The organism is Leifsonia xyli subsp. xyli str. CTCB07, assembly GCF_000007665.1.
GTDB lineage: Bacteria > Actinomycetota > Actinomycetes > Actinomycetales > Microbacteriaceae > Leifsonia > Leifsonia xyli_C.
On sequence record NC_006087.1, the window covers coordinates 1,877,169 to 1,899,005 of the forward strand.

The following is a 21,837-nucleotide window of genomic DNA, read 5'->3' on the forward strand; positions in this document are numbered from 1 at the left end:
GACACACCAGCTCACACCGCGACAACAGCGGAGACCGTTGCGAGCTGGAGCAGGAGGACATGGCTGGCGAAACGCACCCCGACAGCGTATGGTGCCGCAGGCCACCTTACAATGAGCACAACGCGCAGAACACGCGGATCGCGCTCATCGTGAACGAATGCGAAATATCCAGGAGGGACCTCCCCCATTCCCTACGGTGTGTGGGAAGTCCCCTATCCGCCTCGACGAAGGAGTCGACGTGCTCGTCATCCTCGGATTCGCCATGATCCTGGTCTTCATGGCGCTCATCATGACCAAACGGCTGACGCCGATGGTCGCGCTCATCCTCGTGCCCACGGTCTTCGGCCTGTTCGCGGGCGCCGGCCTCGGGCTCGGCGACATGATCCTGGAAGCGCTGAAGAACCTCGCGCCGACAGCGGCGCTGCTCATGTTCGCGATCATGTTCTTCGGCATCATGATCGATGTCGGCCTGTTCGATCCGCTCATCCGATTCATCGTGCGCTTCCTCGGAGACGACCCGGCGAAGGTCGTGATCGGCACAGCGCTGCTGTCGGGCGCCGTCTCACTCGACGGCGACGGCTCCACGACGTTCATCATCGTGACCTCGGCCATGCTGCCGATCTACCTGCGGCTCGGGATGAGCCCGGTGACCCTCACCTGCGTCGCCGGCCTAGTGAACGGCACGCTCAACATCGTCCCGTGGGGCGGACCGACCGCCCGCGCGGCGTCCGCGCTCAAGGTCTCCCCCACCGACATCTTCGTGCCCATGCTCCCCTCCCTCGCCATCGGCCTCGCCGTCGCATTCGCGCTGGTCTGGACGCTCGGTGTGCGCGAGCGGAACCGTCTCGGCGCTCTCACCCTCAGCGAACCGTTCCTGGCTGAGCGACCGCAGGAAGCCAAACGCTTCTCGCTGTTCCAGGGCAGGCGTCTCACACGCGGCTCCCAGACCACCCCCGGCGCCCGGGCTTCCGTGGACACACGCGACGTGGTGGCGGTGCGCCCGGGCACCGCCCTGACCGACCCTGCCGACACCGCGATGGCCGACACCGCGCTCGACCCTCAGCGAGCGACCCTCCGGCCACAGCTCGTCTGGGTGAACCTCGCGTTGACGCTCGTGGTCATGGTGCTGCTGGTGATCGACATCCTGCCGCTAGCCTACATCTTCATGGTCGGCGCGGCCTTGGCGCTCATGATCAACTTCCCCAAGCTCCGCAGCCAGGCCGACGAGATCGTCGCGCACGCACCGAGCATCGTCGGCGTGGTCTCGATGGTGCTGGCGGCCGGCGTCCTCGTCGGGGTGCTGAACGGCACGGGGATGGTCACTGCGATGGCGAAGTGGGTGGTCGAGATCGTGCCGCCGCCGCTCGGGCCATTCTTCGCCGTGATCACGGGACTGCTCAGCATCCCGATGACCTTCTTCATGTCGAACGACGCTTTCTACTACGGCATCCTGCCCGTGCTGTCGGAGACCGCGGCCACCTACGGCATCAGCCCGGTCGAAATGGCGCGCGCTTCCATCATCGGCCAGCCGGTGCATCTGCAGAGTCCCCTCGTGCCCGCCATCCTGCTGCTGGTGTCGCTCGCAAACGTGAACCTCGGCGACCACCACAGGAAAGTGCTCTGGCGGGCGTTGCTGGTGGCGCTGACGATGCTGGTGGCGAGTGTCGTGCTGGGCGCGATCCCGTTCGGGTCGAGACTCTAGAATCGAGCGATGGCCGTTATCTCGCTGCTGGTCTTCGCCCTGTTCCTGGTGGCGTTGATCGATATCATCCTGCGCACCGGCGACCAGATCAGGCACCTGCCGAAGGTCGCCTGGATCGTCATCGTGATCCTGCTGCCCCTCATCGGCAGCGTCCTCTGGTTCGCGCTCGGGAGGGAACGCTCCGGGGCGCGCGCCCCGCGCCCCGCCCGGCGGAAGCGGACCGTGATCGTCCGCGAGTCCGCCCCGACGCCCGGCTCTCCCTCCACGGAAGAGCAGCTCGAAGCGCTGGAGCGTGAGATCGCCGACGACCGCATCCGGCAGCTGGAGGCCAAACTCCGGCAGCGCCGGGATGGCTCCCCGGAGTGATCCGGGCCGGGAAAGGACTGGGAAAGAAACGCGGAGCCGACTGCGGGGTTCGAACCCGCGACCGCTCGCTTACAAGGCGAGTGCTCTACCAGCTGAGCTAAGTCGGCAACGACGGCGATGCGTCGGAGACTATTCTAGGGGACGGCCGCCGGCCTCAGCCCGCAGACGGCTTCGGCGTGGCTGTGGTGTACTCGTCGCCCTGCGCCTGCAGCACGAACGCCTTGAAGTCGGACGCGCTCGTGAGCGATCCGGTGTACGGTTTGCCGTTGACGAGCACGAGCAGCGCGTTCGTCATCTTCTTGACGTCGGAGTTCGGGATGGGCCCGCTCAGCGCGCGATCGCTCGCCTTGCCGACCCAGGTCTTGAAGCGGCCCTCATCGACGCAGGAGTCCACATCCGCGACCGGCTTGGCCCCGGCGGACTCCGCGCGCTTCTTCAGCGCATCGTCGCTGAGACCGCCCCCCCCCTCCTTGGGCTGGTCGGCGAAGAGGGATTCGTTGAAACGCCAGAACACATACGGGTCGTAGTTCGCCACGCACGCGGCGGCGTTCGCGGCGCGCAGGGAATAGCGGGTTCCGGCCGATTGACTGGTGTAGATGGCGACAGGATGCAGCTCCACCGTGACCGCGCCATCTTTGACGAGCGGCTCCAGCTGCGCCAGGTTCGTGCGCTGGAACTGGCCGCAGAGCATGCAGAGGTAGTCGGAGTAGATGCGGATGTCCACCGTGCTGCCGGCGGGGGCCGGTTTGCTCGCGATCGGCTTCGCATCGGCGGCGAGAGCGGGCGTCGTCTTCGCCGTGAGACCGGCTCCGATGACGATGCCGTCGCTGGCCATGTTCTTGGGGCCGGGAACCGTCGGCCGAATGGCGGAGACGATGACGACGGCGACGATGGCCGCGATCGCGAGCACGCCGACCACGATGCCTCCGGAGAGGAGTGCCCTGTTGCGGCGGTCCTTGCGCTGCTGAGTGCTGCGCAGCTGGCGGGCTTTGTCCCGGGCGGCCGCGCGGACGTCGCCGCTGCGGCTCTCGTCGGGATCGATCATGGTTGTCACTCTCGGGGTAGGGGTCTCGCCGGGCTGCGCGGGGGACGCAGGTCCTTCGGATGCGTGTGTACACGCAACCGGTCGATCGTAATCCGGCAGTCTGGGAATAGACCAGACACCCCCGGCCCCCGGCCCGGCTCCGGTCTGGTCGAAGCACGCTTCGGAATGCCCTACTATGGGGCGTGGCGACGGCGCCCGATTTGGACGAAACGCCACATCATCCATCACTACGGATCGTCCGGCACGTACCTGCCGGTGAAGGAGAACACGAGAACTATGGCGACTGTCACCTATGACAAAGCGACCCGGCTCTACCCCGGCTCGAACCGCCCCGCGGTCGACGCCCTCGACCTCGACATCGCGGACGGCGAGTTCCTCGTCCTGGTCGGCCCCTCCGGTTGCGGCAAGTCCACCTCCCTGCGCATGCTCGCCGGCCTCGAAGAGGTCAACGACGGCAACATCTTCATCGGCGAGCGCAACGTCACCGATGTTCCGCCGAAGGACCGCGACATCGCGATGGTCTTCCAGAACTACGCGCTGTACCCGCACATGACCGTGGCCGAGAACATGGGCTTCGCGCTCAAGATCGCGGGCATCGGCAAGGAGGAGCGCGCCCAGCGCGTCCTCGAGGCCGCCAAGCTGCTCGACCTGGAGCCCTACCTCGGCCGGAAGCCCAAGGCCCTCTCCGGCGGCCAGCGTCAGCGCGTCGCGATGGGCCGCGCGATCGTGCGCTCCCCCCAGGTGTTCCTCATGGACGAGCCGCTGTCGAACCTCGACGCCAAGCTCCGCGTCCAGACCCGCACCCAAATCGCCTCGCTGACCCGCCGCCTCGGCGTCACCACGGTCTACGTCACCCACGACCAGACCGAGGCGCTCACCATGGGCGACCGCATCGCGGTGCTCAAAGACGGCGTCCTGCAGCAGGTCGGCACCCCGCGCGACCTGTACGCGCAGCCGAAGAACGTCTTCGTCGCCGGCTTCATCGGAAGCCCAGCCATGAACCTGTTCACGGCCGACGTCGCCGACGGCGGCGTCCAGTTCGGCAACGCGGTCGTCCCGGTCGAGCGCGTCACCCTCGCCGACGCCGGCTCCACCGTCACCATCGGTGTCCGCCCGGAGGACGTCGTCGTGTCGTCCGCCGAGGGCACTGGCCTCAAGGTCACGGTCGACCTCGTCGAGGAGCTCGGCGCCGAAGGCTACCTCTACGGCCACTCGGAGGTCGACGGCAAGCGCACCGACATCGTCGGCCGCGTCGACGGCCGCGTCCACCCGAACGCCGGTGACACCGTGTACATCACCCCGAAGCCGGGCCACATCCACCTGTTCCACGCGGAGTCGGGCGAGCGTCTCGGCGGCGCGGTGGTCGACTAGTCTCCGAGGAGCGAACCCTCACTCTGCCGCAATCCGGATCGGGCTGCGGCAGAGTGCTTTCCACGACCAGGAGGACCCTGATGGCCGGATCTGTCAACATCACCGCGGCGACGGTCGACCCCGCGCTCCTCGACCTGCCGTGGAACATCCCCTTGGCGGCGTGGTCGAACGAGCACATCGCCCTGCTGCCGAAAGGCATCAGCAGGCACCTCGTCCGGTTCGCGAACCTCTCGGGCTACGTCATCGCCATCAAAGAGACGACCGCGGAGATGGCCCAGCGCGAGTACGACATGCTCCGCACGCTGCAGCGTCTCGACATCCCCTGCGTAGACCCGGTGGCGGTGATCAAGAACCGCACCGACGACGACGACGACCCGTTGAATGCCGCTCTGGTCACCCGCCACCTCAAGTTCTCGCTCCCCTACCGCGCCCTCTTCTCGCAGACCCTGCGCCCGGACACCGCGACGCGCCTGGTGGACGCTCTCGCCGTGCTGCTGGTGCGCCTCCACATCGTCGGCTTCTTCTGGGGCGATGTCTCCCTCTCGAACACGCTCTTCCGCCGCGATGCGGGCGCTTTCGCCGCCTACCTCGTGGACGCCGAGACCGGTCAGCTCTACGACGGCGGCCTCTCGAACGGCCAGCGCGAGAACGATCTGGAGATCGCCCGGGTGAACATCGCCGGCGAGCTGATGGACCTCGAAGCCGGCGGCCGCGTCGACGAAGAGCTCGACCCGATCAAAGTCTCGAACGGCATCGTGGCCGCCTACCGGTCCCTCTGGAAAGAGCTGACCGGCAGCGAGTCGTTCTCCTCCTCCGAGCGCTGGCGCATCAGCCAGCGAGTCGAACGGCTCAACGAGCTCGGTTTCGACATCGAAGAGCTCGCGATCAAAACCTCCGACGAGGGCACGACCGTGCGCATCCAGCCGAAGGTCGTGGACGCCGGCCACCACTCTCGCCGGCTGCTGCGCCTCACTGGTCTGGACACCGGCGAGAACCAGGCCCGCCGCCTGCTGAACGACCTAGATTCGTACTCCGCGACCCTCGGGAAAGTGAGGCTGGACGAAGAGGCGATGGCCCATGAGTGGCTGATGCGCGTCTTCGAGCCGATCGTGCGCGCCATCCCGGCCGAGCTGAAGGGCAAGCTGGAACCGGCCGAGGTCTTCCACCAGCTGCTCGAGCACCGCTGGTTCATCTCACAGGCGGAGGGCCGGGATGTTCCTCTCGCCGAAGCCCTGGCATCGTACATCAACGACATCCTGCGCCACCGCCGCGACGAGGCAACCGTGGTCGGCCCAGCGACGGAGTCTCTGAGCATTCCGGCCGTCCGCCGCGCAGCCGGCCTCGACGATGACGACGAGACCGACTGGCGCGCGAAAGTGTGACACCTGGCGGGCTCAGCCGGCGATGGCGGAGGCTCCGGCCGCGGCGCACACAGCGTCGGCGTCGCCCGACGGCGCGCCGCTCACGCCGATGCCGGCGATGGACGACTCTCCGGATTTGAAGGTCACACCGCCGGGGAGGAAGAGCGTGCCCGGCAGGTCGCGGAAGCCCGGCCCGGTGCCGCTGGCGCGCTCCACGAGCGCGGCCGTGTCGGCGCCGAACGCAGCCGAGGTGTACGCCTTCTGCTTCGAGGCCTCGATCGTGTGCTCGGCCGCGCCGTTGCCGCGGACGAACGCCTGCAACTGGCCGAAGCGGTCGACGACCGAGACGCTCACGAAGCCGAAGCCGTCCTTCTTGCACTGCTCCAGCGCGACAGCGGCGGCTTTCTGCGCTGCTGTGTCCGACAGGCGCGGCATCTGGATGACCTCCTTCTCAGCGACGACCGCGGCGCTGTTCGCGGTCGCGGGAGCGGAGGAGGGCGCGGACCCTGCACTGCACCCGGCCAGGAGCAGCGCTCCGGCAGCGGCTGCGGTGACGAGGACGACGGGACGGATTTTCATGGGGGTTCCTTTCGATGGGGACGCCCCCATCCTCTTTCGTCGCGGCAACGGGGCACATCGGGCATCCGGTCCGCCGTGAATCCACCGAATAGGGGATGCGCTGCCGGCACCCGTCATTTATACTTATACATCAAATGCCGATTTCTCCTCCTTCTCCGAAGATCTCCCGCGAGCTGACGCTGCTCGACCGCGTGAGCAGATTCGCGCTGCTGGTCCTGCTGACGATCTGCGCCGTGCGCTTCGCCGCGATCCCGGTCCACGCCGACCAGGCCGGCCCCGTGCTCACAGCGACCGGCCTGGTCGCGGCGCTGGCTCGACGTGGGCGCCTCTGTGGCGTGGATGCCCCTGGTCATGGTCGCCCCCTCGTTCGCCTGGTGCGCCATCCCACTGTTCGTGCTGCTCCACAACGCCTTCTCGCGCGCCGCAGCGCTCGTGGCCGCCGCCGTGCTCACGATCACGGTGAGCGTGAGCGTCTATCTGCTCGCCGGCGCCTCCGACCTTGTGATGATGTTCGGCCCGCTCGTCGCCGGCCTCCTCCTCAGCTTCGCGATGGACGCCCTGAACCGAGCCCTCGACGCCCGCCAGCGACTCGTGGACGAACTGGTGACCGCCCAGGACAGACTCGCTCGCACCGAGCGGGAGGCCGGCACGCTGGCCGAGCGGCACCGGCTGGCGGCCGAGATCCACGACACCGTCGTCCAGGGTGCGGCGAGCGCCCTCCTGCTGCTGGAGGCCGCCGAGCAGACCTGGTCGGATCGGGACGCCGCGCGCGTCTCCATCGCCTCGGCCGAGCAGACCCTGCGGAACAACCTCGCCGAGACGCGCCGCCTGGTACACCGGCTCGCGAGCGACTCGCTCACCGGGACCCTCTTCGAGGCCGTCGAGACGGTGGCTGGGGACGCCGGCGGCCGGGCCACGTTCATCGGAGAGCCGGTCCCGCTGCCACCGGAGACGGAGCACGCGCTGCTGCGCGTCGTGCAGGGCGCCGTCGCGAACGCACAGCGTCACGCCGACGCGGACCGCATCATCGTCACACTCACCTATTACGAGCACTCCATCAGCGTGGACATCGCCGACGACGGCCGCGGCTTCGACCCCAAGGCCGTGCCCGCCCCCGGCCCGGAGGGCGGCTACGGCCTGCGTGCGATGCGCCTGCGCGTCGAGAAGCTCGGCGGCCGCTTGGTCGTGGAATCCGAGCCCGGCGCCGGGACCGTGGTCGCCGGGCACCTCCCGCGGGTGGTCGCCTCGTGATCCGCATCGTGCTCGTGGACGACCACCCTATCCTCCGGCACGGGATGCGCACGCTGCTCGACACGCAGGAGGACTTCGAGGTGGTCGGTGACTGCGGCGACCCCGAGGAGTACCGCCTCCTGCTGAAGAGCGCGCGCCCCGACATCGTCCTCATGGACCTCGCACTCGGTGGGGACACCGACGGTGTCGCACTCACCGCGCACACGCGCGCGACAAGCCCGTCGACAGCCGTGCTGGTCTTCACGACCTACGACTCCGACGCCGACTTCGTGCGCTCGCTCGACGCCGGCGCGAGTGGCTACCTCCTCAAAGACAGCACCCCGGTGGAGCTGTTCGCCGCCATCCGCACCGCACGCGACGGTGGGAGCGCACTCAGCCCCGCCGTCGCCTCCCGCCTCATGGACAGGATGCGCGCGCCGCAGGAATCGCTCACCCCGCGCGAGATCGAGGTGCTGGCTCTCCTCGCCACCGGGCGCACCAACCGTCAGGTCGGCGAGCGGCTCTTCGTCAGCGAGACGACCGTCAAGACGCACGTCAACCACATCTTCACGAAGCTCGGCGTCGACACGCGCGCCGCCGCCGTCTCCCGGGCGATGAAAGAGGGCCTGATCCGGCTGTGACCCGCGGAGAGCCCTCTGGCCGGAGCGCCCGCGGCTGGATCACCGTGGCTGGGCCTGCGCCCGCAGCTTCGCGATCTCGTAGAGCGTGACGCTCGCGGCGATGCCCGCGTTGAGCGACTCGGTCGTGGCAGCGATCGGGATGGACACCACAGCGTCGCACGTCTCGGCGACGAGCCGCGAGATGCCCTTGCCCTCGCTGCCGACCACAATCACGACAGGCCGGTCTGCGAACGACAGGCCGGGTAGCGGCGTGTCGCCACCACCGTCGAGCCCGAGGACGAACACCCCTGCCTGCTTGAACGCTTTGAGCGTCTGCGTCAGGTTGGAGGCCATCGCGACGGGGGTGCGAGCGGCGGCGCCGGCCGAGGTTTTCCAGGCCGAGGCCGTCATCCCGGCCGAACGGCGCTGCGGGACGATGACGCCCTGCCCGCCGAACGCCGCGGTCGAGCGGATGATCGCACCGAGGTTGCGCGGGTCGGTGATCCCGTCGAGCGCGACGAACAGCGGTGTCTCGCCGTTCCGCAGCGTCCGGTCGAGCAGTTCGCCCGGGTGTACGTACTCGTACGGCGGGACCTTGAGTGCGACGCCTTGATGCACCGCATCCCGGCCGGCGAGCCGGTCGAGCTCCGGCCGCATGATCTCGAGCACCGGGATGGCGCGACCGGTCGCAAGGGAGAGGATCTCCTTCACCCGATCGTCCAGCTCCACCCGCGCAGCGATGTACAGAGTCGTGCCCGGGATGCGCGCCCGCAGGGCTTCCAGCACGGAGTTGCGCCCGGTCACGATCTCCGATTCGTCGCCGGTCTTGGCCCGTCGGGAGGCGCCGTACGCGCCGCGCGGTGCGGCATCGTGTCCAGTGCCGCGTTTGGCGGCCGCACGCTCGCGCAGCACTTTGTTCTTGTGGGCGACGTGATACTCGCGATCCTCTGCCTTCGGCGTCGGGCCTTTGCCCTCCAGCGCCTTGCGCCCGTGTCCGCCGGTACCGGTCTGGGCCCCCTTCTTGGTCTTCCTCACGGCCCCGGCCCGGGGCTTGCCACCCGAGTTCTTCATGCTTCGATGCTCCAATGACACCCCGTGGGGGTGTCTTCGATGGTGATTCCCGCTCCGGTGAGCTCCTCGCGGATGCGGTCGGCAGCAACGAAATCGCGCACCTGCCTGGCTTCCTGCCGGTTGTGCAGCAACCTCTCGACCAGCGTCCCGAGCGCCTGCTCGGCGGCGGAGGAGCCGGTCTGGCGCCACTGCGGCGACAGCGGATTGATACCGAGGACCTCTGTCATGGCGAACACCTGCCCCCGCGCGGCTGCGGCCGCCTCCAAGTCTTCCGCATCCAGTGCGGCGTTTCCTGAGCGCACGGTCTCGTGCAGCACCGCGAGCGCCTGCGGCACGGCGAGGTCGTCGTCCATCGCCTCCGCGAACGCGATCGGCACGACCTCGGAGCCGCTGCCCGTGAACCGGGTCCCGGCGAGCCGGCGATCGACCCGCTCGAAGAAGCCGGCGATGCGCTCGAGCGCGGCCTCCGCCTCGCTGAGCGAGCCGTCGTGGTAGTCAATCGTCGATCGGTAGTGCGCCGAACCCAGGGAGTAGCGAACGGCCAGGGGCCGCGCTGCACCCAGCAACTCGGCCGCGGACACCGAGTTGCCGAGCGATTTGCTCATCTTCTGGCCGTTCACGTTCACGAGACCGTTGTGTACCCAGTAGTTCGCGAAGGAATCGCCCGCGGCAGCGGACTGAGCCAGCTCGTTCTCGTGGTGCGGGAAGCGCAGGTCGAGCCCACCGCCGTGGATGTCGAACCGCGGACCAAGGTACCGTCGCGACATCGCAGAGCACTCGATATGCCATCCCGGACGGCCCTCGCCCCACGGTGACGGGAAGGCGGCCGAGTCCGGCTCGTCCGCCTTCCGCCCCTTCCAGAGGGCGAAGTCGCGTCCGTCGCGCTTGGCGCGCGGATCGGCGTCGGCAGCAGCCTCCATGCTGTCGGCGCTCTGCCGCGTGAGCTCGCCATAGGCCGGCCAGCTGCGCACATCGAAGTACACATCGCCCGATCCGTCGCCCGCCGCGTAGGCGTGCCCGCGTTCGATCAGCCGCTGGATGATCTCCTGCATCTGCGGGATGCTCGCCGTCGCCCGCGGCTCATAAGTCGGAGCCTGCACCCCCAGCGCGACGGAGGCGGCGGTGAACTCCCGCTCGAACCGGTAGGCCAGCGCCCACCACTGCTCGCTTCCGCCCTCGGCCTGCGCAGCCGCAGCATTGGCCAGGACCTTGTCGTCGATGTCCGTGACGTTGCGGACGAGCGTTACAGCCAGCCCGCGATACGTCAGCCACCTCCGCAGTTGGTCGTACACGAGAGCGGAGCGCAGATGCCCGATATGCGGCGACGCCTGCACCGTGGGACCGCACACGTACATCCCCACCTCGCCGGAACGGAGAGGGACGAAGTCGCGCAAGGCTCCGGCTTTCGTGTCGAACAGTCGCAGAGTCACGCCCATAAGCCTACGGGGCGAGGAGGAGGGCCGTCGCGAACACGGCGACCCCTTCGCCGCGTCCCGTCAGCCCGAGCCCGTCTGTCGTCGTCGCGCTCACCGACACCGGCGCGCCCAGGACGCGGGAGAGCAGTGTCTCCGCCTCGGCCCGCCGCGGGGCGAACTTCGGCCGGTTGCCGACGATCTGCGCCGAGACGTTCCCGATCCTGAATCCCTCCTCCTCGACCAGCCGCCTCGTCTCCGTGAGGAACACCTCGCCGTGCGCCCCGGAGAACCGCGGGTCCCCGGTCCCGAAGACGCCGCCGATGTCGCCGAGGCGCGCCGCCGACAGCAGGGCGTCCACGATCGCGTGCGCCACCACGTCACCGTCGCTGTGCCCGGCCAGGCCGGGCTCCCCCTCCCAGCGAAGTCCAGCCAGCCACAGCTCGGCGGAGGGGTCGAAAGCGTGCGTGTCGGTCCCGAATCCGATCCGCGGGGCGGCGAGCCCGGCCAGGAGCTCTTCGGCCCGCCGCAGGTCCCACGGCGTCGTGATCTTGAACGCGCGCGCGTCGCCGGGGATCACCGTGACGGGATGCCCGGCCGCCGCCGCCAGCTCCGCGTCATCGGTCTCGTCCGTCGTCGCGGCGGCGTACGCCGCCACCAGCTGATCGCGCGGGAAGCCCTGCGGCGTCTGCACCGCGGACAGAACAGAGCGGTCCACCGTCTCCCGCACCTCGCCATCCGCCCCGACGCGCTTGATCGTGTCGCTCACCGGCAGCCCGGGAACCACGCCGGCTCCGCCCGCATCCACTGCCGCCACGACCGCGTCGAACTGCGCAGCCGGCGTCAGCGCCCGCGCAGCGTCATGCACCAGCACGATCTCCACGCCCTCGCGCAGCGCCCCCAGGCCGGCCGCGACCGAACCCTGCCTGGTCTCGCCGCCGGCGACGACATCGACCGCCGCACCGAACCCGGCCTCGCCGAGCGCCGCCGCCTCCGCCAGCCGCTCCTCCGGCGCCACCACCACCACCTGCGCCGGTTCCCGCATGCAGCGCACGGCATGCAGCGACCGTTCCAGCAGTGTCCGCCCGCCGAGCGTCACGAACGCTTTGGGCGACCCGGCGCCCAGTCGGGTGCCGCTGCCTGCGGCGACGACGATGACGGCGATGCGGGGGCGGGATGCGGTACACACCCCCTGAGCGTACCGCCCGCCGGGACCCGCCCGGCCGATCTCAGCGCCCCGCAGCCGTTGCTGCGGGGCGCTGAGATCGAGGGGCGCCGCTCAGGACGCCAGCACCTCGTCGAGCAGACTCGACGCTTTCTCGTCATCGGTCTTCTCCGCGAGGGCCAGCTCCGAGATCAGGATCTGGCGCGCCTTGGCGAGCATCCGCTTCTCGCCGGCGGAGAGGCCGCGGTCCTGGTCGCGACGCCACAGATCGCGGACCACCTCGGAGACCTTGATAACGTCACCCGACGCCAGCTTCTCCAGATTCGCCTTGTAGCGGCGGGACCAGTTGGTCGGCTCCTCGGTGAACGGAGCCCGCAGCACCTCGAAAACGCGGTCGAGACCTTCTCTGCCGATCACGTCGCGCACTCCGACGAGATCGACGTTGTCGGCGGGGACCTCGATGGTCAGATCGCCCTGCGTCACATTCAGCTTGAGGTACAGCTTCTCTTCACCCTTGATGGTTCTTTTCTTGACCTCGGTGATCGTTGCGGCCCCGTGATGCGGGTAAACGACGGTTTCGCCAACCTCGAAAAGCATAGATATGTTGTCCCTTCAGCAACAAAGAGGATACCACACGATGCACATGCTAGGGTTCGCCCTCGCGCGCGCAAGCGGCCGGGGACGGCCACCCAATGGGATAAACTCGACGGTGTGAATCCGCTTTCTCACCTGGCTGAATAACGCCGTCGAGCGGAACGATTGGAAGGGTCTCAGTGAAAGCTCGTGCCACGACGTCCGTCGTCCTCGCCCTGGCGGTCGCTTTCGGAACGGCCGGTTGCGGCTTCGTCGCTCCGCAGGCCACCACCAAGCACTACGACGCCAGCGATGGCGTGAGCGGCAACCTCGGCCAGATCGACATCCGCAACGCCCTCATCGTCACCGACGGCACCAGCAAGGTCGGCAACCTCGTCGTCACGCTCGTGAACACCGGCTCGAAGAGCCACCGCGTCGCCATCTCCGCCGGCGATCAGCGCACACCCGCCTCCTCTGTCACCGTCGAGCCGGGCGAGGTCAAAAACGTCGGCGCCACGCCCGGCAAAGCCAGCGCGAGCAACGTCTTCCTCCTGAACTTCACGGCCCTGCCGGGCAGCCTCTCCCCCGTCTACTTTCAGTACGGCGACGAAACCGGCGTCCAGCTGGCGGCACCGGTCCTCGACGGCGGTCTGTCCGAGTACAAGGACCTCGTGCCGCCGGCGATCCTTCCGGCTTCCTAGCGGCCGGCCTCCCCGCGGCCGGCGGGACCTCAGCTGTTGAAGCGGTAGCCCAGTCCGCGCACGGTGACGAGCATCTGCGGGTCCGACGGGCTCTCCTCGATGCGCGAGCGGATGCGCTTGATATGGACATCCAGCGTCTTCGTGTCGCCGAAATAGTCGCTGCCCCACACTCGGTCGATCAGCTGCCCGCGCGTGAGCACGCGCCCGGCGTTGCGCAGCAGAAGTTCGAGAAGCTCGAATTCCTTGAGAGGCATGGAGATCTCGGCGCCGTTCACCGCCACAGTGTGACGGTCCACATCCATGCGGACGGCGCCAGTTTCCAGGACTCCATCATCCTCCCGCTCCGCTTCGTCCACCCGGCGCCGCAGCACCGCCCGGACGCGCGCGAGCAGCTCGCGGGAGGAGTACGGCTTGGTCACATAGTCGTCCGCGCCGAGTTCGAGCCCGACCACAATGTCCACCTCGGAGTCCTTCGCGGTGAGCATGATGATCGGCACGCTCGAGCGCGTCCGGATCTCGCGGCACACTTCGGTGCCCGGGATGCCGGGCAGCATGAGGTCGAGCAGGACGAGGTCGGCGCCGAGCCGGTCGAAGTCGGCGAGCGCGGTCGGTCCGTCCTCGGCGACCTCGACCTCGTAGCCCTCGCGCTTCAGCAGATACGCGAGTGGCTCGCTCAGCGCGGCCTCGTCCTCGACGAGCAGGATGCTTGTCACTGGTTCTCTCCAATCGGGGGGTGGATGGCGGACACCTCGGGCAGCCGGATGGTGAAGGTGGAGCCGCGGCCCGGCTGCGACCAGACACGTACGTCGCCACCGTGGTTCTCCACGGCGTGTTTGACGATCGACAGGCCGAGCCCGGTGCCGCCGGTGTTGCGGGAGCGGGCCTGGTCGACGCGGAAGAAGCGCTCGAACACCCGGTCGAGGTCCTCTTCCGGGATGCCATCGCCCTGGTCGGTGACCGCGATCTCCACGACGCCATCGAGCGCGCGCACACCGATCCCGATGCGGGAATCGCCGGGCGAATACTGGATCGCGTTCGAGATGAGGTTATGCACGGCGGTGACCAGCAGCGGCTCATTGCCGAGCACCATCGCGTCTTTGTCGCCGCGCATCGCGATCTCGATCCGGCGGGCCTCCGCGGCGACCTTGTTCTGATCGATCGCCGCTTTGACGACTTTCCGGGCGGACAGCTCCACGGCGTTCCCGAGCGCATCGGCCACCTGCAACCGGCTCAGTTCGATGATGTCCTGCGTGATCCGCGCCAGCCGAGAGGCTTCCTCGCTCAGCCGCAGCGCGAAGCGGCGCACCTGGCCGGGGTCGTCCGAGGCCTCATCCAGTGCCTCCGCGAGCAGCCCGACCGCGCCGATCGGCGTCTTCAGCTCGTGGCTGATGTTCGCGACGAAATCGCGGCGGACCGAATCCAGCCGGAACGACTCCGTGCGGTCCTCCGCGAGCAGCAGGATGTAGCGGGAGCCCAGCCGCGCGACACGCACAGAGAGACGGATGTTGGCCTCCCCGAACGGCCCCCGCGCCAGTTCGCACTCCTCCGTGACCGACTCCCCGGTCCGTCGCACCCGGTCGGCCAGCTCGGCGAGGTACGCATGCACGAGGGCGCCGTTCCAGACCAGGCCGATGGCGAGAGCACCAGGCGAGGCTTTGATGAGATTGTTCGAGGGATCCAGGACGACGCCGGCCGACTCCATCGCGTCGAGCACCTGATCGACGCCGTCGGGCACCGACGGGCTGACGACCTGAGCCGCGTGGCTGCCGCGGCGCTCGGCGACGTGCAGCATCCACACGAATCCAGCGCCGACGATAAGCCCCAGGCCCAGCGCGAGCAGCACCAACCAGGTGGAGTCCATACGGTCAGCGTAGGTGATGCGGATCGGCGCCGAAGCACCGGAGCCTCTGCGCTCCGCGTGTTTTCGCGGGTACGTTAGACAGAGTTCAGGTGGACGGCACCAACCGTTAACCTGGCGCGACCACCATGCGAAGCAGGGTCGGCAAGGCCACGCATTCCGCGTGCGTGCGCACGCCCAGGAAAGGACCACACGCCATGCGCGAAGTTTTCCAGCAAGAGCTGGCCGACGTCCAGGACAGGCTGGTCGAGATCGCCGAGCTGGTCGTCCGTTCGATCCGCTACGCCACGGAGGCTTTCGCCGAGTCCGACGTCTCGCTCGCCGAGGAGGTCATCGCCAACGACCACAAGATCGACGAATTGACGGTGATCCTGGACGAGCTCTCCATTCAGATCCTCGCCCGCCAGCAGCCGGTCGCCCGGGACCTCCGCATCGTCGTGAGCGCGCTGCGCATCTCCGCCTCGCTGGAGCGGATGGGCGACATGGCCGAGCACATCGCCCAGCTCGCCCGCTACCGCTTCCCGGACAAAGCGGTCCCGAAGTCCCTCCGCGGCACCTTCGCGGAGATGGGCCGCCTCGATGTTGCCATCGCGGAGAAGCTCGCGGAGTTGCTGCGCACCCAGGATATCCGCCTGGCGGATGAGATCCGCAACGACGACGACGATATCGACGAACTGCACGCCAGCGTCTTCGAGAAGGTGCTCGGCGAGACCTGGAAGGGTCAGGCCGTCGACACCGTCGACGCCACTCTCGCAAGCCGCTACCACGAGCGCTTCGCCGACCACGCCGTCTCCATCGCCAAAAAGGTCCAGTACCTCGCCACCGGCTACTGGGCCCCCGAACTCGCCTCCTCCTAGTCGGCGCCGTCCACGGGCACCACACGCCGACGACACGGAAACCCCGGCACAGATCGCCTCTGTGCCGGGGTTTCATCATTGTGGCGCGCGCTCGGGCCGTTCTTTCTCGCTCAGCAGAGCTCGCTGTACTGCGCGTAGAACACCTTCCGGTTGGAGGAGGCATCCACGTCGGTGTCGAAGGCGGGGACGTTCTCGGCCACCACAGCACCGGCGCTGTTGAAGAGCCGGCCTGTCTCGGAGCGGAAGGCGACCACCGACGAGCCATTGGATGCCGCACGGATGGTGGTGACCAGTCCGGCATTGTTCCTGATCTGCGTGGTCTTCATCGTGTCCGTGTCGCAGCGCCACAGGGTGGCGTCCTTCTTCGAGTAGAAGAGAATCCGAGAACCATCGTACTCGACCATAGTGGCGAATGCGACCACGTCCTCGTCGACGAACCTCGGCGAGGCCACAGTCGTCGGGACGGCGTAGAGACGGTTCTGATCGGTCTTGAGAGCGCCGATGGAGTTCTCCGATACGGCTGCTCCCACCGCCCAGTAGACCCTGCGCGGTCCGCCGTACTGCACGCTCGGCACGAACGCGCTGACACCGGTCGCGAGCTCGACGCCGTTCATCGAGCGAAGCCGGCGTCGGCGGTCGGGGAGGCTGCCGTCGACGCACTGTTCTGTGCCGATTTGATGTCGAGCACGGGCCCGTCGAAGCTGGCCAACGGCGTGCTGTCGGAAGCGAGGACTCCACCCACGGACATCCCGCGGGAGAAGATGACCGTCGCGGTGGCCACGGCGACGCTGATCGTCGAGGACGCTGGCGCCCGCCCGTGAGGGATGTCTCGGTGATCGTGGCGGCGGTGAGGTTCTTGAGCGGAGCCCGCACACCGGTGATCCGGATCTGCCCCGCCGCATCGATGGTGAGGTCTCGGGTGCCGACGCCGCCGTCTTCCCACTCGAAACCGCTCGGGAGCGAGACGATGACGCCGAAGCCTGACCGCGCGACGCCGGGCGCGAGGTTCGTCGAATCGAGCTTCGAGTCAAATTATTGATCATCAATTGAGGCAGATTCACGACGAGCAGGAGACCTGGCCCGCTTTGAGTGAGGGGCATTCCGGATGCGTTTTCCGATGCCCGGCCTCAGTGCTCTCCTGGTCGATTCCGCTTCCTGATACAGCTGAAAACACGTCGTCTCCGCGTCCTTCAGGAACGCGAAGACGACGTATGACGGCTGGGCCGCTGTTACTTCTCCTCCTGACCCGCCCCGCCTAGCTCGGCGGCTACGGCGGGAGCTACTTCTTGCCCTGGGCGGCGACGGCAGCGGCGCCGACGGCGGCGGCCTCGGGGTCGAGGTAGGCGGCGGGCTCAACGGGCTTGAACGAGTCGTCGAGCTTGTAGACGAGCGGGACGCCGGTCGGGATGTTGAGCTCCGCGATGTCGTCGTCGGAGATGCCGTCGAGATGCTTCACCAGGGCGCGGAGCGAGTTGCCGTGGGCGGTGACGAGCACGGTCTTCCCCGCACTGAGGCTCGTGGTGATGTCCGACTCCCAGAAAGGCAGCATCCGGGCGATGACGTCTTTGAGGCACTCGGTGCGGGGCAGGTCCGCGCCGAGGTCCGCGTAGCGCGGGTCGTCCGCCTGCGACCACTCGCTGTCGTCGGCCAGCGGGGGCGGCGGCACATCGAAGGAACGACGCCAGAGCTGGAACTGCTCGGGACCATACTTCTCAAGCGTCTCGGCCTTGTCGAGACCCTGCAAAGCGCCGTAGTGGCGCTCGTTGAGCCGCCAGGAGCGCACGACGGGAATCCAGAGCCGGTCGGCGGCATCGAGCGCATGGTTCGCCGTCTGAATAGCGCGGGTCAGGAGGGAGGTGTACAGGATGTCGGGCACAAGACCCGACTCGGCCAGCAGCTCGCCGGCCCGCTTGGCTTCAGCGACACCCTGCTCGCTGAGCCGGACGTCCACCCAGCCGGTGAACAGATTCTGCCGGTTCCACTCGCTGTTGCCGTGGCGCAGAAGGATCAAAGCGTGAGAAGCGGACATGCGAATAATCTTGTCACATGGCTTCGGGCGCGATCGGCACAGTCACGCGCGGCACCACCAACACGAACCGGCTGCGCCGGGTGGACCGGTGGATCGCCGCGCAGCCCGCCCTGCTGCGCGCCCGCGACCCGCTCGTGGTGGACCTCGGCTACGGCGCGAGCGGCGTCACCGCGCTGGAGCTGCACCAGCGCCTGGCCAAGGTCCGTTCCGAGGTGGGGGTCGTCGGCCTCGAAATCGAGCCGATCCGGGTCCGGACGGCGGACGCGCAGCTCGCCGAGGTGCGCGCGGGCCGCACCGGCTTCGACACCGACGCCCGCATCCGGTTCGCCCTCGGCGGTTTCGAGGTCCCGCTGCCGGAGGGCCACAGCGCCGCCGTGATCCGCGCGTTCAACGTCCTGCGCCAGTACGGCGAATCGGAAGTCGCCGGAGCATGGTCCCGGATGCTCGCCCGCCTCCAGCCCGGCGGCCTCCTCGTCGAGGGCACCTGCGATGAGGTCGGCCGCGTCGCCAGCTGGGTCGCGCTCGACCCGGCCGGCCCGCTCTCCCTGACCGTCTCGCTGCGGCTGGCGGACCTCGACTCCCCGGGCGTCGCCGCCGAGCGCCTGCCGAAGGCGCTCATCCATCGCAACGTCCCGGGTGAGCGCGTGTACGCCTTCCTGGGTGAGCTCGACCGGCTGTGGCGCGTCCACTCCCCGCTCGCCGCGTACGGACCCACCCAGCGCTGGATCGCCGTGGCGCAGGGGATGCGGGATTCCGGCTGGCCGGTCCGCGGCGGACGCGCGCGCTGGCGGCTCGGGGAGCTGACCGTGGCGTGGGATGCGGTGCGGCCGGGGTGAGACTCGCCCGCTCCCGAAAGAGGGGGCGGCTCAGCCGCGCGATCTGCGCGTCACCGCTCCGAGCCGCGGCAGGTGCGGCACCTGCGACGCCGCGCCCGCCTCCGGCGGCACGATGACCTCCTGGGCCGCCGGCACCGGAGTGCCCAACGCGTCCACCGTCAGCGTCGCCGCCGCAGGCGTGGCGCGCTTCACCACCGCGAGCGCGATCGGCCCGAGCTCGTAGTGCAGAGCGGACAAGGTGACCGTCCCGACCGGTTTGCCGTCGAGGCTCACCTCGGCGCCCCGAGCGGGATGCACTCCCTCCGAGCCGTCCAGGTGCAGCATCACGAGGCGTCGCGGCGGGTGCCCGAGGTTGTGGACTTTGGCGACCGTCTCCTGACCGCGATAGCAGCCTTTGCTCAGATGGACCGCCGTCCGCAGCCAGTCCAGCTCGTGCGGAATGGTGCGCTCGTCCGCCTCGGTCGCGAACCGCGGACGCCAGGCCGCGATCCGCAGCGCATCGGCGGCGAGCGTCCCCGCTACGGTCAGCTCGCCCGACCCGGCCCGGGAGGCGATCGACGCCAGCGCATCCCGCGGCACGAGCCGCTCGCTCCAGCTCCAGCCCACGCCGGGATGATCGCCCCGCGCGTACTGGTGTCCGCCGGGCGTCACGGCGTGCCACGGATCGTGCCACACCAGCGGCGCCCCGTTCGGCGCGGCGACCGGCAGCGGGGGCTCGCCGAGCGTGCCGATCGTCGCGAAAGCGGCGGTCCGATCCGCGACCTCGACCCGCAGCAGGAACCGCATCGAGTCGAGCCAGCCGAGCAGCCCCTCCGCCTCCGGCCGGTCGACCAGCAGCCACAGCGTCTCGCCGTCCTCGATGAGCCGGACGGCGTACACGAGGCGGCCGGTCGCGTCCAGCAGCAGCGTCTCCGATGACTCCCCCGGCCGCAGCCCGGTCAGCGACTGACTTGTGAGCGTGTGGAGCCAGCTCAGCCGATCGGGACCGGCAATGCTCAGCACCGAGCGGTCGGAGAGGTCCACGATCGCGTCGGAGCAGGCCAGGGAGCGCTGCTCGGCGAGCGGGCTCCCGTAGTGTGCGGGGACACCGGACCCGTCGACGTCCACCGCGCCGGGCAGGGTCAGGAAGGGCGAGCCGGTCATGTCATTCGGCCTTGGCGAGACGGGCCGAAGCGTGCGTGCGCAGCTCCTGGCCGAGCGCGGCGATGTCCCACGCCCAGAGCAGGTGGTTCTCGACGAGCCCGTACAGGCGGGTGGCGGCGGTGTACTCCTTGGCGCCCGCCGTGCGCACGACGGCATCGGTCGCCAGATCGATCCGCGGACCGTTCACGCGGCCGATGTAGAGCTCGCTGACTCCGTTCGGGTGGACGATCGAGACATCGATGTCGAAGCCGCCGTGCGAAGCGCGCAACGCCTCCACCGACTGCGCCGTCCCGAACGGGCGCGGGCCGACGCCCGGCAGCATCCCCGGGCCGGCGTCCCCCTCGATGAGCGTGCGGCTGAGCCGCCAATACCCGGACTCCGCCGCCAGCGGGGTGCGGTCGGAATCCAGCAGCCACGCGGTCGAGGAGTAGGCGAGGTAGTTCTGGCCGTCGTGGCTGAAGCCGATGCGCTGCCCGAACTCGCGCTCGGTGTGGTCGTCGCCGATCGCGTAGTCGAGCACGCCGGTGCCCTCCCACACGCCGATGAGCCAGGAGAGCGGAACGAGTTCGGCCGGGAGGTCGGTGGGGATCTCGATCATGCTCAGCGATGGCCCGCGATCAGCGCTGTCCGCGGAAGAGGTTGTAGACCACGACGCCGGAGACGCCCAGGATGGCGAGGCTGGCGAGGCCCAGCAGGCCGATGAAGAACAGTTCGAGAGCGACGAGCATGCGCCCAGTCTACTCAGTGGCCGAGCGTCGTGAGCCCGAGAATCGCGCCGGTGGCGCACAGGACGACGAAGCTACCGGTGAGCGTGGCCGCCAGCCGGTTCACGAAGCCATCCTTCTGCTGCGTCGCGAGCTGCGCGCCGAACGAGACGAGGACGCACACGCCGAGCGCGAGCGAGAGCCAGGAGGCATGGTCTTCGGGCTCGGAGAGCGCGGCGATCAGGAGTCCGAACACGAGCGCGACCGCCCACACGGCCCCAACGCTGAGCACGACGGCGAACCGGGAGAGCGGCGGCGGGCCGTCCGCGGCGGGAGGTCCCGGCGGGCCGGGAGGCGTGTCGCTCATCCCCCCATTCTGCCCGGTTCGGCGTCTCATGGCTCGCGCGATCCTTTCGGGTAGCATGGCCGCACACAAAAGGGGCGAGGAGGTACGGGTGGCGCAGCTGTTGATTCTCACCTCAGCGCCCGGCGCCGAGGTGCTCCCGTCGCTCGCGCTCCTCAGCCACCGCACCCGGCAGATCCCCGCCGAACCGGCCTCGCTCGTCAACGCCCCCAACTGCGACCTCATCTTCGTGGACGCGCGCCGCGACCTCGCGAGCGCCAAATCGCTGTGCAAAATCCTCACCACGACCGACATCTCGGTCCCGCTGCTGCTCGTCCTCACGGAGGGCGGGCTCACCGCCGTCAGCGCGGACTGGAGGGCGAGCGATGTCGTCCTGGACAGCGCCGGCCCCGCCGAGGTGGACGCGCGCATCCGGCTCGCGATCGGACGTCAGACCCAGGAGCGCTCCCAGACCAAGATCCAGGCCTCCGGGATCACCATCGACGAGGCCAGCTACGCGGCGAAGGCGCACGGTCGCCAGCTCGACCTGACCTTCAAGGAGTTCGAGCTTCTCCGTTTCTTCGCGACGCATCCCTCGCGTGTCTTCACACGTGAGCAGCTCCTCAGCGAGGTGTGGGGCTACGACTACTTCGGCGGCACCCGCACGGTGGATGTGCATGTGCGGCGCCTCCGCGCAAAGCTCGGCGATCTGGAATCGCTGATCGGTACGGTGCGCAATGTGGGCTATCGGTTCACTGTGTACGACGACGACGACAACAACGACAACGACCGGCTTCCCTCCACATCCCCGCCGTGAACGGGGGTTGTCCACCGTTCGCACGGCACCGTGACGGGCGCCTGCGCTCAGTGA

The 21,837-nt window shown here is 68.8% G+C and carries 24 protein-coding genes and 1 tRNA gene; 11 read left to right on the forward strand and 14 right to left on the reverse strand.

Annotated elements, in window-relative coordinates; translation table 11 throughout:
- Positions 1-157: 157 nt before the first annotated feature.
- Complete coding sequence (locus tag LXX_RS08920; RefSeq protein ID WP_081423137.1) at positions 158-1,702, forward strand: CitMHS family transporter; 1,545 nt, start codon at positions 158-160, stop codon at positions 1,700-1,702.
- Between the two features lie 9 nt (positions 1,703-1,711).
- On the forward strand, positions 1,712-2,068 hold the full coding sequence (locus LXX_RS08925) for a PLD nuclease N-terminal domain-containing protein (protein WP_011186545.1): 357 nt from the start codon (positions 1,712-1,714) through the stop codon (positions 2,066-2,068).
- A 34-nt stretch (positions 2,069-2,102) separates the two neighbouring features.
- Here the strand turns inward: LXX_RS08925 and LXX_RS08930 are convergent.
- Positions 2,103-2,175 (reverse strand) — tRNA-Thr (locus tag LXX_RS08930).
- A gap of 47 nt (positions 2,176-2,222) precedes the next feature.
- Complete coding sequence (locus LXX_RS08935) at positions 2,223-3,113, reverse strand: DsbA family protein (protein WP_011186546.1); 891 nt, start codon at positions 3,111-3,113, stop codon at positions 2,223-2,225.
- A gap of 276 nt (positions 3,114-3,389) precedes the next feature.
- On the opposite strand from LXX_RS08935, the gene LXX_RS08940 reads away from it, so the two are divergent.
- Together LXX_RS08940 and LXX_RS08945 are read left to right on the forward strand one after the other, a co-directional pair.
- Positions 3,390-4,484, forward strand: coding sequence for an ABC transporter ATP-binding protein (locus LXX_RS08940; RefSeq protein WP_011186547.1), 1,095 nt, complete (start codon positions 3,390-3,392; stop codon positions 4,482-4,484).
- A gap of 80 nt (positions 4,485-4,564) precedes the next feature.
- On the forward strand, positions 4,565-5,866 hold the full coding sequence (locus LXX_RS08945; RefSeq protein WP_041767668.1) for a DUF4032 domain-containing protein: 1,302 nt from the start codon (positions 4,565-4,567) through the stop codon (positions 5,864-5,866).
- 12 nt (positions 5,867-5,878) lie between these two features.
- Here LXX_RS08945 and LXX_RS08950 read toward each other — a convergent pair whose 3' ends face one another.
- Positions 5,879-6,424 carry a GlcG/HbpS family heme-binding protein gene (locus tag LXX_RS08950; protein ID WP_041767669.1) on the reverse strand — a complete coding sequence of 182 codons (546 nt, stop codon included), beginning with the start codon at positions 6,422-6,424 and terminating at the stop codon, positions 5,879-5,881.
- Positions 6,425-6,742: 318 nt separating this feature from the next.
- Here LXX_RS08950 and LXX_RS08955 point away from each other — a divergent pair, with 318 nt between their 5' ends.
- Positions 6,743-7,675, forward strand: a complete 933-nt coding sequence (locus tag LXX_RS08955; protein WP_011186550.1) for a sensor histidine kinase — start codon at positions 6,743-6,745, stop codon at positions 7,673-7,675.
- Positions 7,672-8,295 (forward strand): response regulator, encoded by a 624-nt coding sequence (locus tag LXX_RS08960; RefSeq protein WP_011186551.1) that lies wholly within the window; start codon positions 7,672-7,674, stop codon positions 8,293-8,295. Before LXX_RS08955 ends, LXX_RS08960 begins: the two co-directional genes overlap by 4 nt.
- Before the next feature lie 39 nt (positions 8,296-8,334).
- Here the strand turns inward: LXX_RS08960 and rlmB are convergent, their stop codons facing one another.
- The 4 genes from rlmB to LXX_RS08980 form a co-directional block, all read right to left on the reverse strand.
- Complete coding sequence (rlmB, locus tag LXX_RS08965; protein ID WP_011186552.1) at positions 8,335-9,345, reverse strand: 23S rRNA (guanosine(2251)-2'-O)-methyltransferase RlmB; 1,011 nt, start codon at positions 9,343-9,345, stop codon at positions 8,335-8,337.
- A complete protein-coding gene (gene cysS / locus LXX_RS08970; protein WP_011186553.1) occupies positions 9,342-10,775 on the reverse strand; it encodes a cysteine--tRNA ligase in 1,434 nt (477 codons plus the stop codon). Before cysS ends, rlmB begins: the two co-directional genes overlap by 4 nt.
- A 10-nt stretch (positions 10,776-10,785) precedes the next feature.
- Positions 10,786-11,946, reverse strand: coding sequence for a 2-C-methyl-D-erythritol 4-phosphate cytidylyltransferase (gene ispD, locus LXX_RS08975; RefSeq protein ID WP_011186554.1), 1,161 nt, complete (start codon positions 11,944-11,946; stop codon positions 10,786-10,788).
- Positions 11,947-12,036: 90 nt separating this feature from the next.
- Complete coding sequence (locus tag LXX_RS08980; protein ID WP_011186555.1) at positions 12,037-12,519, reverse strand: CarD family transcriptional regulator; 483 nt, start codon at positions 12,517-12,519, stop codon at positions 12,037-12,039.
- Between the two features lie 176 nt (positions 12,520-12,695).
- Here LXX_RS08980 and LXX_RS08985 point away from each other — a divergent pair, with 176 nt between their 5' ends.
- A complete protein-coding gene (locus LXX_RS08985) occupies positions 12,696-13,196 on the forward strand; it encodes a hypothetical protein (protein ID WP_011186556.1) in 501 nt (166 codons plus the stop codon).
- Positions 13,197-13,225: 29 nt separating this feature from the next.
- Here the strand turns inward: LXX_RS08985 and LXX_RS08990 are convergent, their stop codons facing one another.
- On the reverse strand, positions 13,226-13,909 hold the full coding sequence (locus tag LXX_RS08990) for a response regulator transcription factor (protein ID WP_011186557.1): 684 nt from the start codon (positions 13,907-13,909) through the stop codon (positions 13,226-13,228).
- Positions 13,906-15,057 (reverse strand): sensor histidine kinase, encoded by a 1,152-nt coding sequence (locus LXX_RS08995; RefSeq protein WP_011186558.1) that lies wholly within the window; start codon positions 15,055-15,057, stop codon positions 13,906-13,908. The genes LXX_RS08990 and LXX_RS08995 overlap by 4 nt, the downstream gene beginning before the upstream one ends.
- Positions 15,058-15,251: 194 nt before the next feature.
- On the opposite strand from LXX_RS08995, the gene phoU reads away from it, so the two are divergent.
- Positions 15,252-15,911, forward strand: coding sequence for a phosphate signaling complex protein PhoU (gene phoU, locus LXX_RS09000; protein ID WP_041767670.1), 660 nt, complete (start codon positions 15,252-15,254; stop codon positions 15,909-15,911).
- Positions 15,912-16,021: 110 nt separating this feature from the next.
- On the opposite strand, the gene LXX_RS09005 is transcribed toward phoU, so the two are convergent.
- Entirely contained in the window at positions 16,022-16,525 is a 504-nt protein-coding gene (locus LXX_RS09005; protein ID WP_041767671.1) for a hypothetical protein, read from the reverse strand.
- 63 nt (positions 16,526-16,588) lie between these two features.
- On the opposite strand from LXX_RS09005, the gene LXX_RS14405 reads away from it, so the two are divergent.
- A complete protein-coding gene (locus tag LXX_RS14405) occupies positions 16,589-16,732 on the forward strand; it encodes a hypothetical protein (RefSeq protein WP_155806812.1) in 144 nt (47 codons plus the stop codon).
- A gap of 458 nt (positions 16,733-17,190) precedes the next feature.
- Here LXX_RS14405 and LXX_RS09010 read toward each other — a convergent pair whose 3' ends face one another.
- A complete protein-coding gene (locus LXX_RS09010) occupies positions 17,191-17,940 on the reverse strand; it encodes a phosphoglyceromutase (RefSeq protein ID WP_011186561.1) in 750 nt (249 codons plus the stop codon).
- 17 nt (positions 17,941-17,957) lie between these two features.
- On the opposite strand from LXX_RS09010, the gene LXX_RS09015 reads away from it, so the two are divergent.
- Positions 17,958-18,776: a class I SAM-dependent methyltransferase gene (locus LXX_RS09015; RefSeq protein ID WP_011186562.1), complete on the forward strand. Its 819-nt coding sequence runs from the start codon at positions 17,958-17,960 to the stop codon at positions 18,774-18,776.
- A gap of 30 nt (positions 18,777-18,806) precedes the next feature.
- On the opposite strand, the gene LXX_RS09020 is transcribed toward LXX_RS09015, so the two are convergent.
- The 3 genes from LXX_RS09020 to LXX_RS09035 all read right to left on the reverse strand — a co-directional run bounded on the left by LXX_RS09020 (position 18,807) and on the right by LXX_RS09035 (position 20,990).
- Positions 18,807-19,919, reverse strand: a complete 1,113-nt coding sequence (locus LXX_RS09020; protein ID WP_011186563.1) for a YgfZ/GcvT domain-containing protein — start codon at positions 19,917-19,919, stop codon at positions 18,807-18,809.
- A 1-nt stretch (position 19,920) separates the two neighbouring features.
- Positions 19,921-20,517 carry an FABP family protein gene (locus tag LXX_RS09025; protein WP_011186564.1) on the reverse strand — a complete coding sequence of 199 codons (597 nt, stop codon included), beginning with the start codon at positions 20,515-20,517 and terminating at the stop codon, positions 19,921-19,923.
- A gap of 143 nt (positions 20,518-20,660) precedes the next feature.
- Positions 20,661-20,990 carry a hypothetical protein gene (locus LXX_RS09035; protein WP_041767672.1) on the reverse strand — a complete coding sequence of 110 codons (330 nt, stop codon included), beginning with the start codon at positions 20,988-20,990 and terminating at the stop codon, positions 20,661-20,663.
- An 88-nt stretch (positions 20,991-21,078) separates the two neighbouring features.
- Here LXX_RS09035 and LXX_RS09040 point away from each other — a divergent pair, with 88 nt between their 5' ends.
- The gene (locus tag LXX_RS09040) at positions 21,079-21,783 is read left to right on the forward strand and encodes a response regulator transcription factor (RefSeq protein WP_011186566.1); all 705 of its coding nucleotides are present in this window, start codon (positions 21,079-21,081) and stop codon (positions 21,781-21,783) included.
- Positions 21,784-21,837: the final 54 nt, after the last annotated feature.

Coding starts and splice junctions, on each gene's coding strand:
- LXX_RS08920 (WP_081423137.1), top strand. CDS start 158: ATGCGAAATATCCAGGAGGGACCTCCCCCATTCCCTACGGTGTGTGGG.
- LXX_RS08925 (WP_011186545.1), top strand. CDS start 1,712: ATGGCCGTTATCTCGCTGCTGGTCTTCGCCCTGTTCCTGGTGGCGTTG.
- LXX_RS08935 (WP_011186546.1), bottom strand. CDS start 3,113: ATGATCGATCCCGACGAGAGCCGCAGCGGCGACGTCCGCGCGGCCGCC.
- LXX_RS08940 (WP_011186547.1), top strand. CDS start 3,390: ATGGCGACTGTCACCTATGACAAAGCGACCCGGCTCTACCCCGGCTCG.
- LXX_RS08945 (WP_041767668.1), top strand. CDS start 4,565: ATGGCCGGATCTGTCAACATCACCGCGGCGACGGTCGACCCCGCGCTC.
- LXX_RS08950 (WP_041767669.1), bottom strand. CDS start 6,424: ATGAAAATCCGTCCCGTCGTCCTCGTCACCGCAGCCGCTGCCGGAGCG.
- rlmB (WP_011186552.1), bottom strand. CDS start 9,345: ATGAAGAACTCGGGTGGCAAGCCCCGGGCCGGGGCCGTGAGGAAGACC.
- LXX_RS08980 (WP_011186555.1), bottom strand. CDS start 12,519: ATGCTTTTCGAGGTTGGCGAAACCGTCGTTTACCCGCATCACGGGGCC.
- LXX_RS08995 (WP_011186558.1), bottom strand. CDS start 15,057: ATGGACTCCACCTGGTTGGTGCTGCTCGCGCTGGGCCTGGGGCTTATC.
- phoU (WP_041767670.1), top strand. CDS start 15,252: ATGCGCGAAGTTTTCCAGCAAGAGCTGGCCGACGTCCAGGACAGGCTG.
- LXX_RS09005 (WP_041767671.1), bottom strand. CDS start 16,525: ATGAACGGCGTCGAGCTCGCGACCGGTGTCAGCGCGTTCGTGCCGAGC.
- LXX_RS14405 (WP_155806812.1), top strand. CDS start 16,589: ATGTCGAGCACGGGCCCGTCGAAGCTGGCCAACGGCGTGCTGTCGGAA.
- LXX_RS09010 (WP_011186561.1), bottom strand. CDS start 17,940: ATGTCCGCTTCTCACGCTTTGATCCTTCTGCGCCACGGCAACAGCGAG.
- LXX_RS09015 (WP_011186562.1), top strand. CDS start 17,958: ATGGCTTCGGGCGCGATCGGCACAGTCACGCGCGGCACCACCAACACG.
- LXX_RS09020 (WP_011186563.1), bottom strand. CDS start 19,919: ATGACCGGCTCGCCCTTCCTGACCCTGCCCGGCGCGGTGGACGTCGAC.
- LXX_RS09025 (WP_011186564.1), bottom strand. CDS start 20,517: ATGATCGAGATCCCCACCGACCTCCCGGCCGAACTCGTTCCGCTCTCC.
- LXX_RS09035 (WP_041767672.1), bottom strand. CDS start 20,990: ATGAGCGACACGCCTCCCGGCCCGCCGGGACCTCCCGCCGCGGACGGC.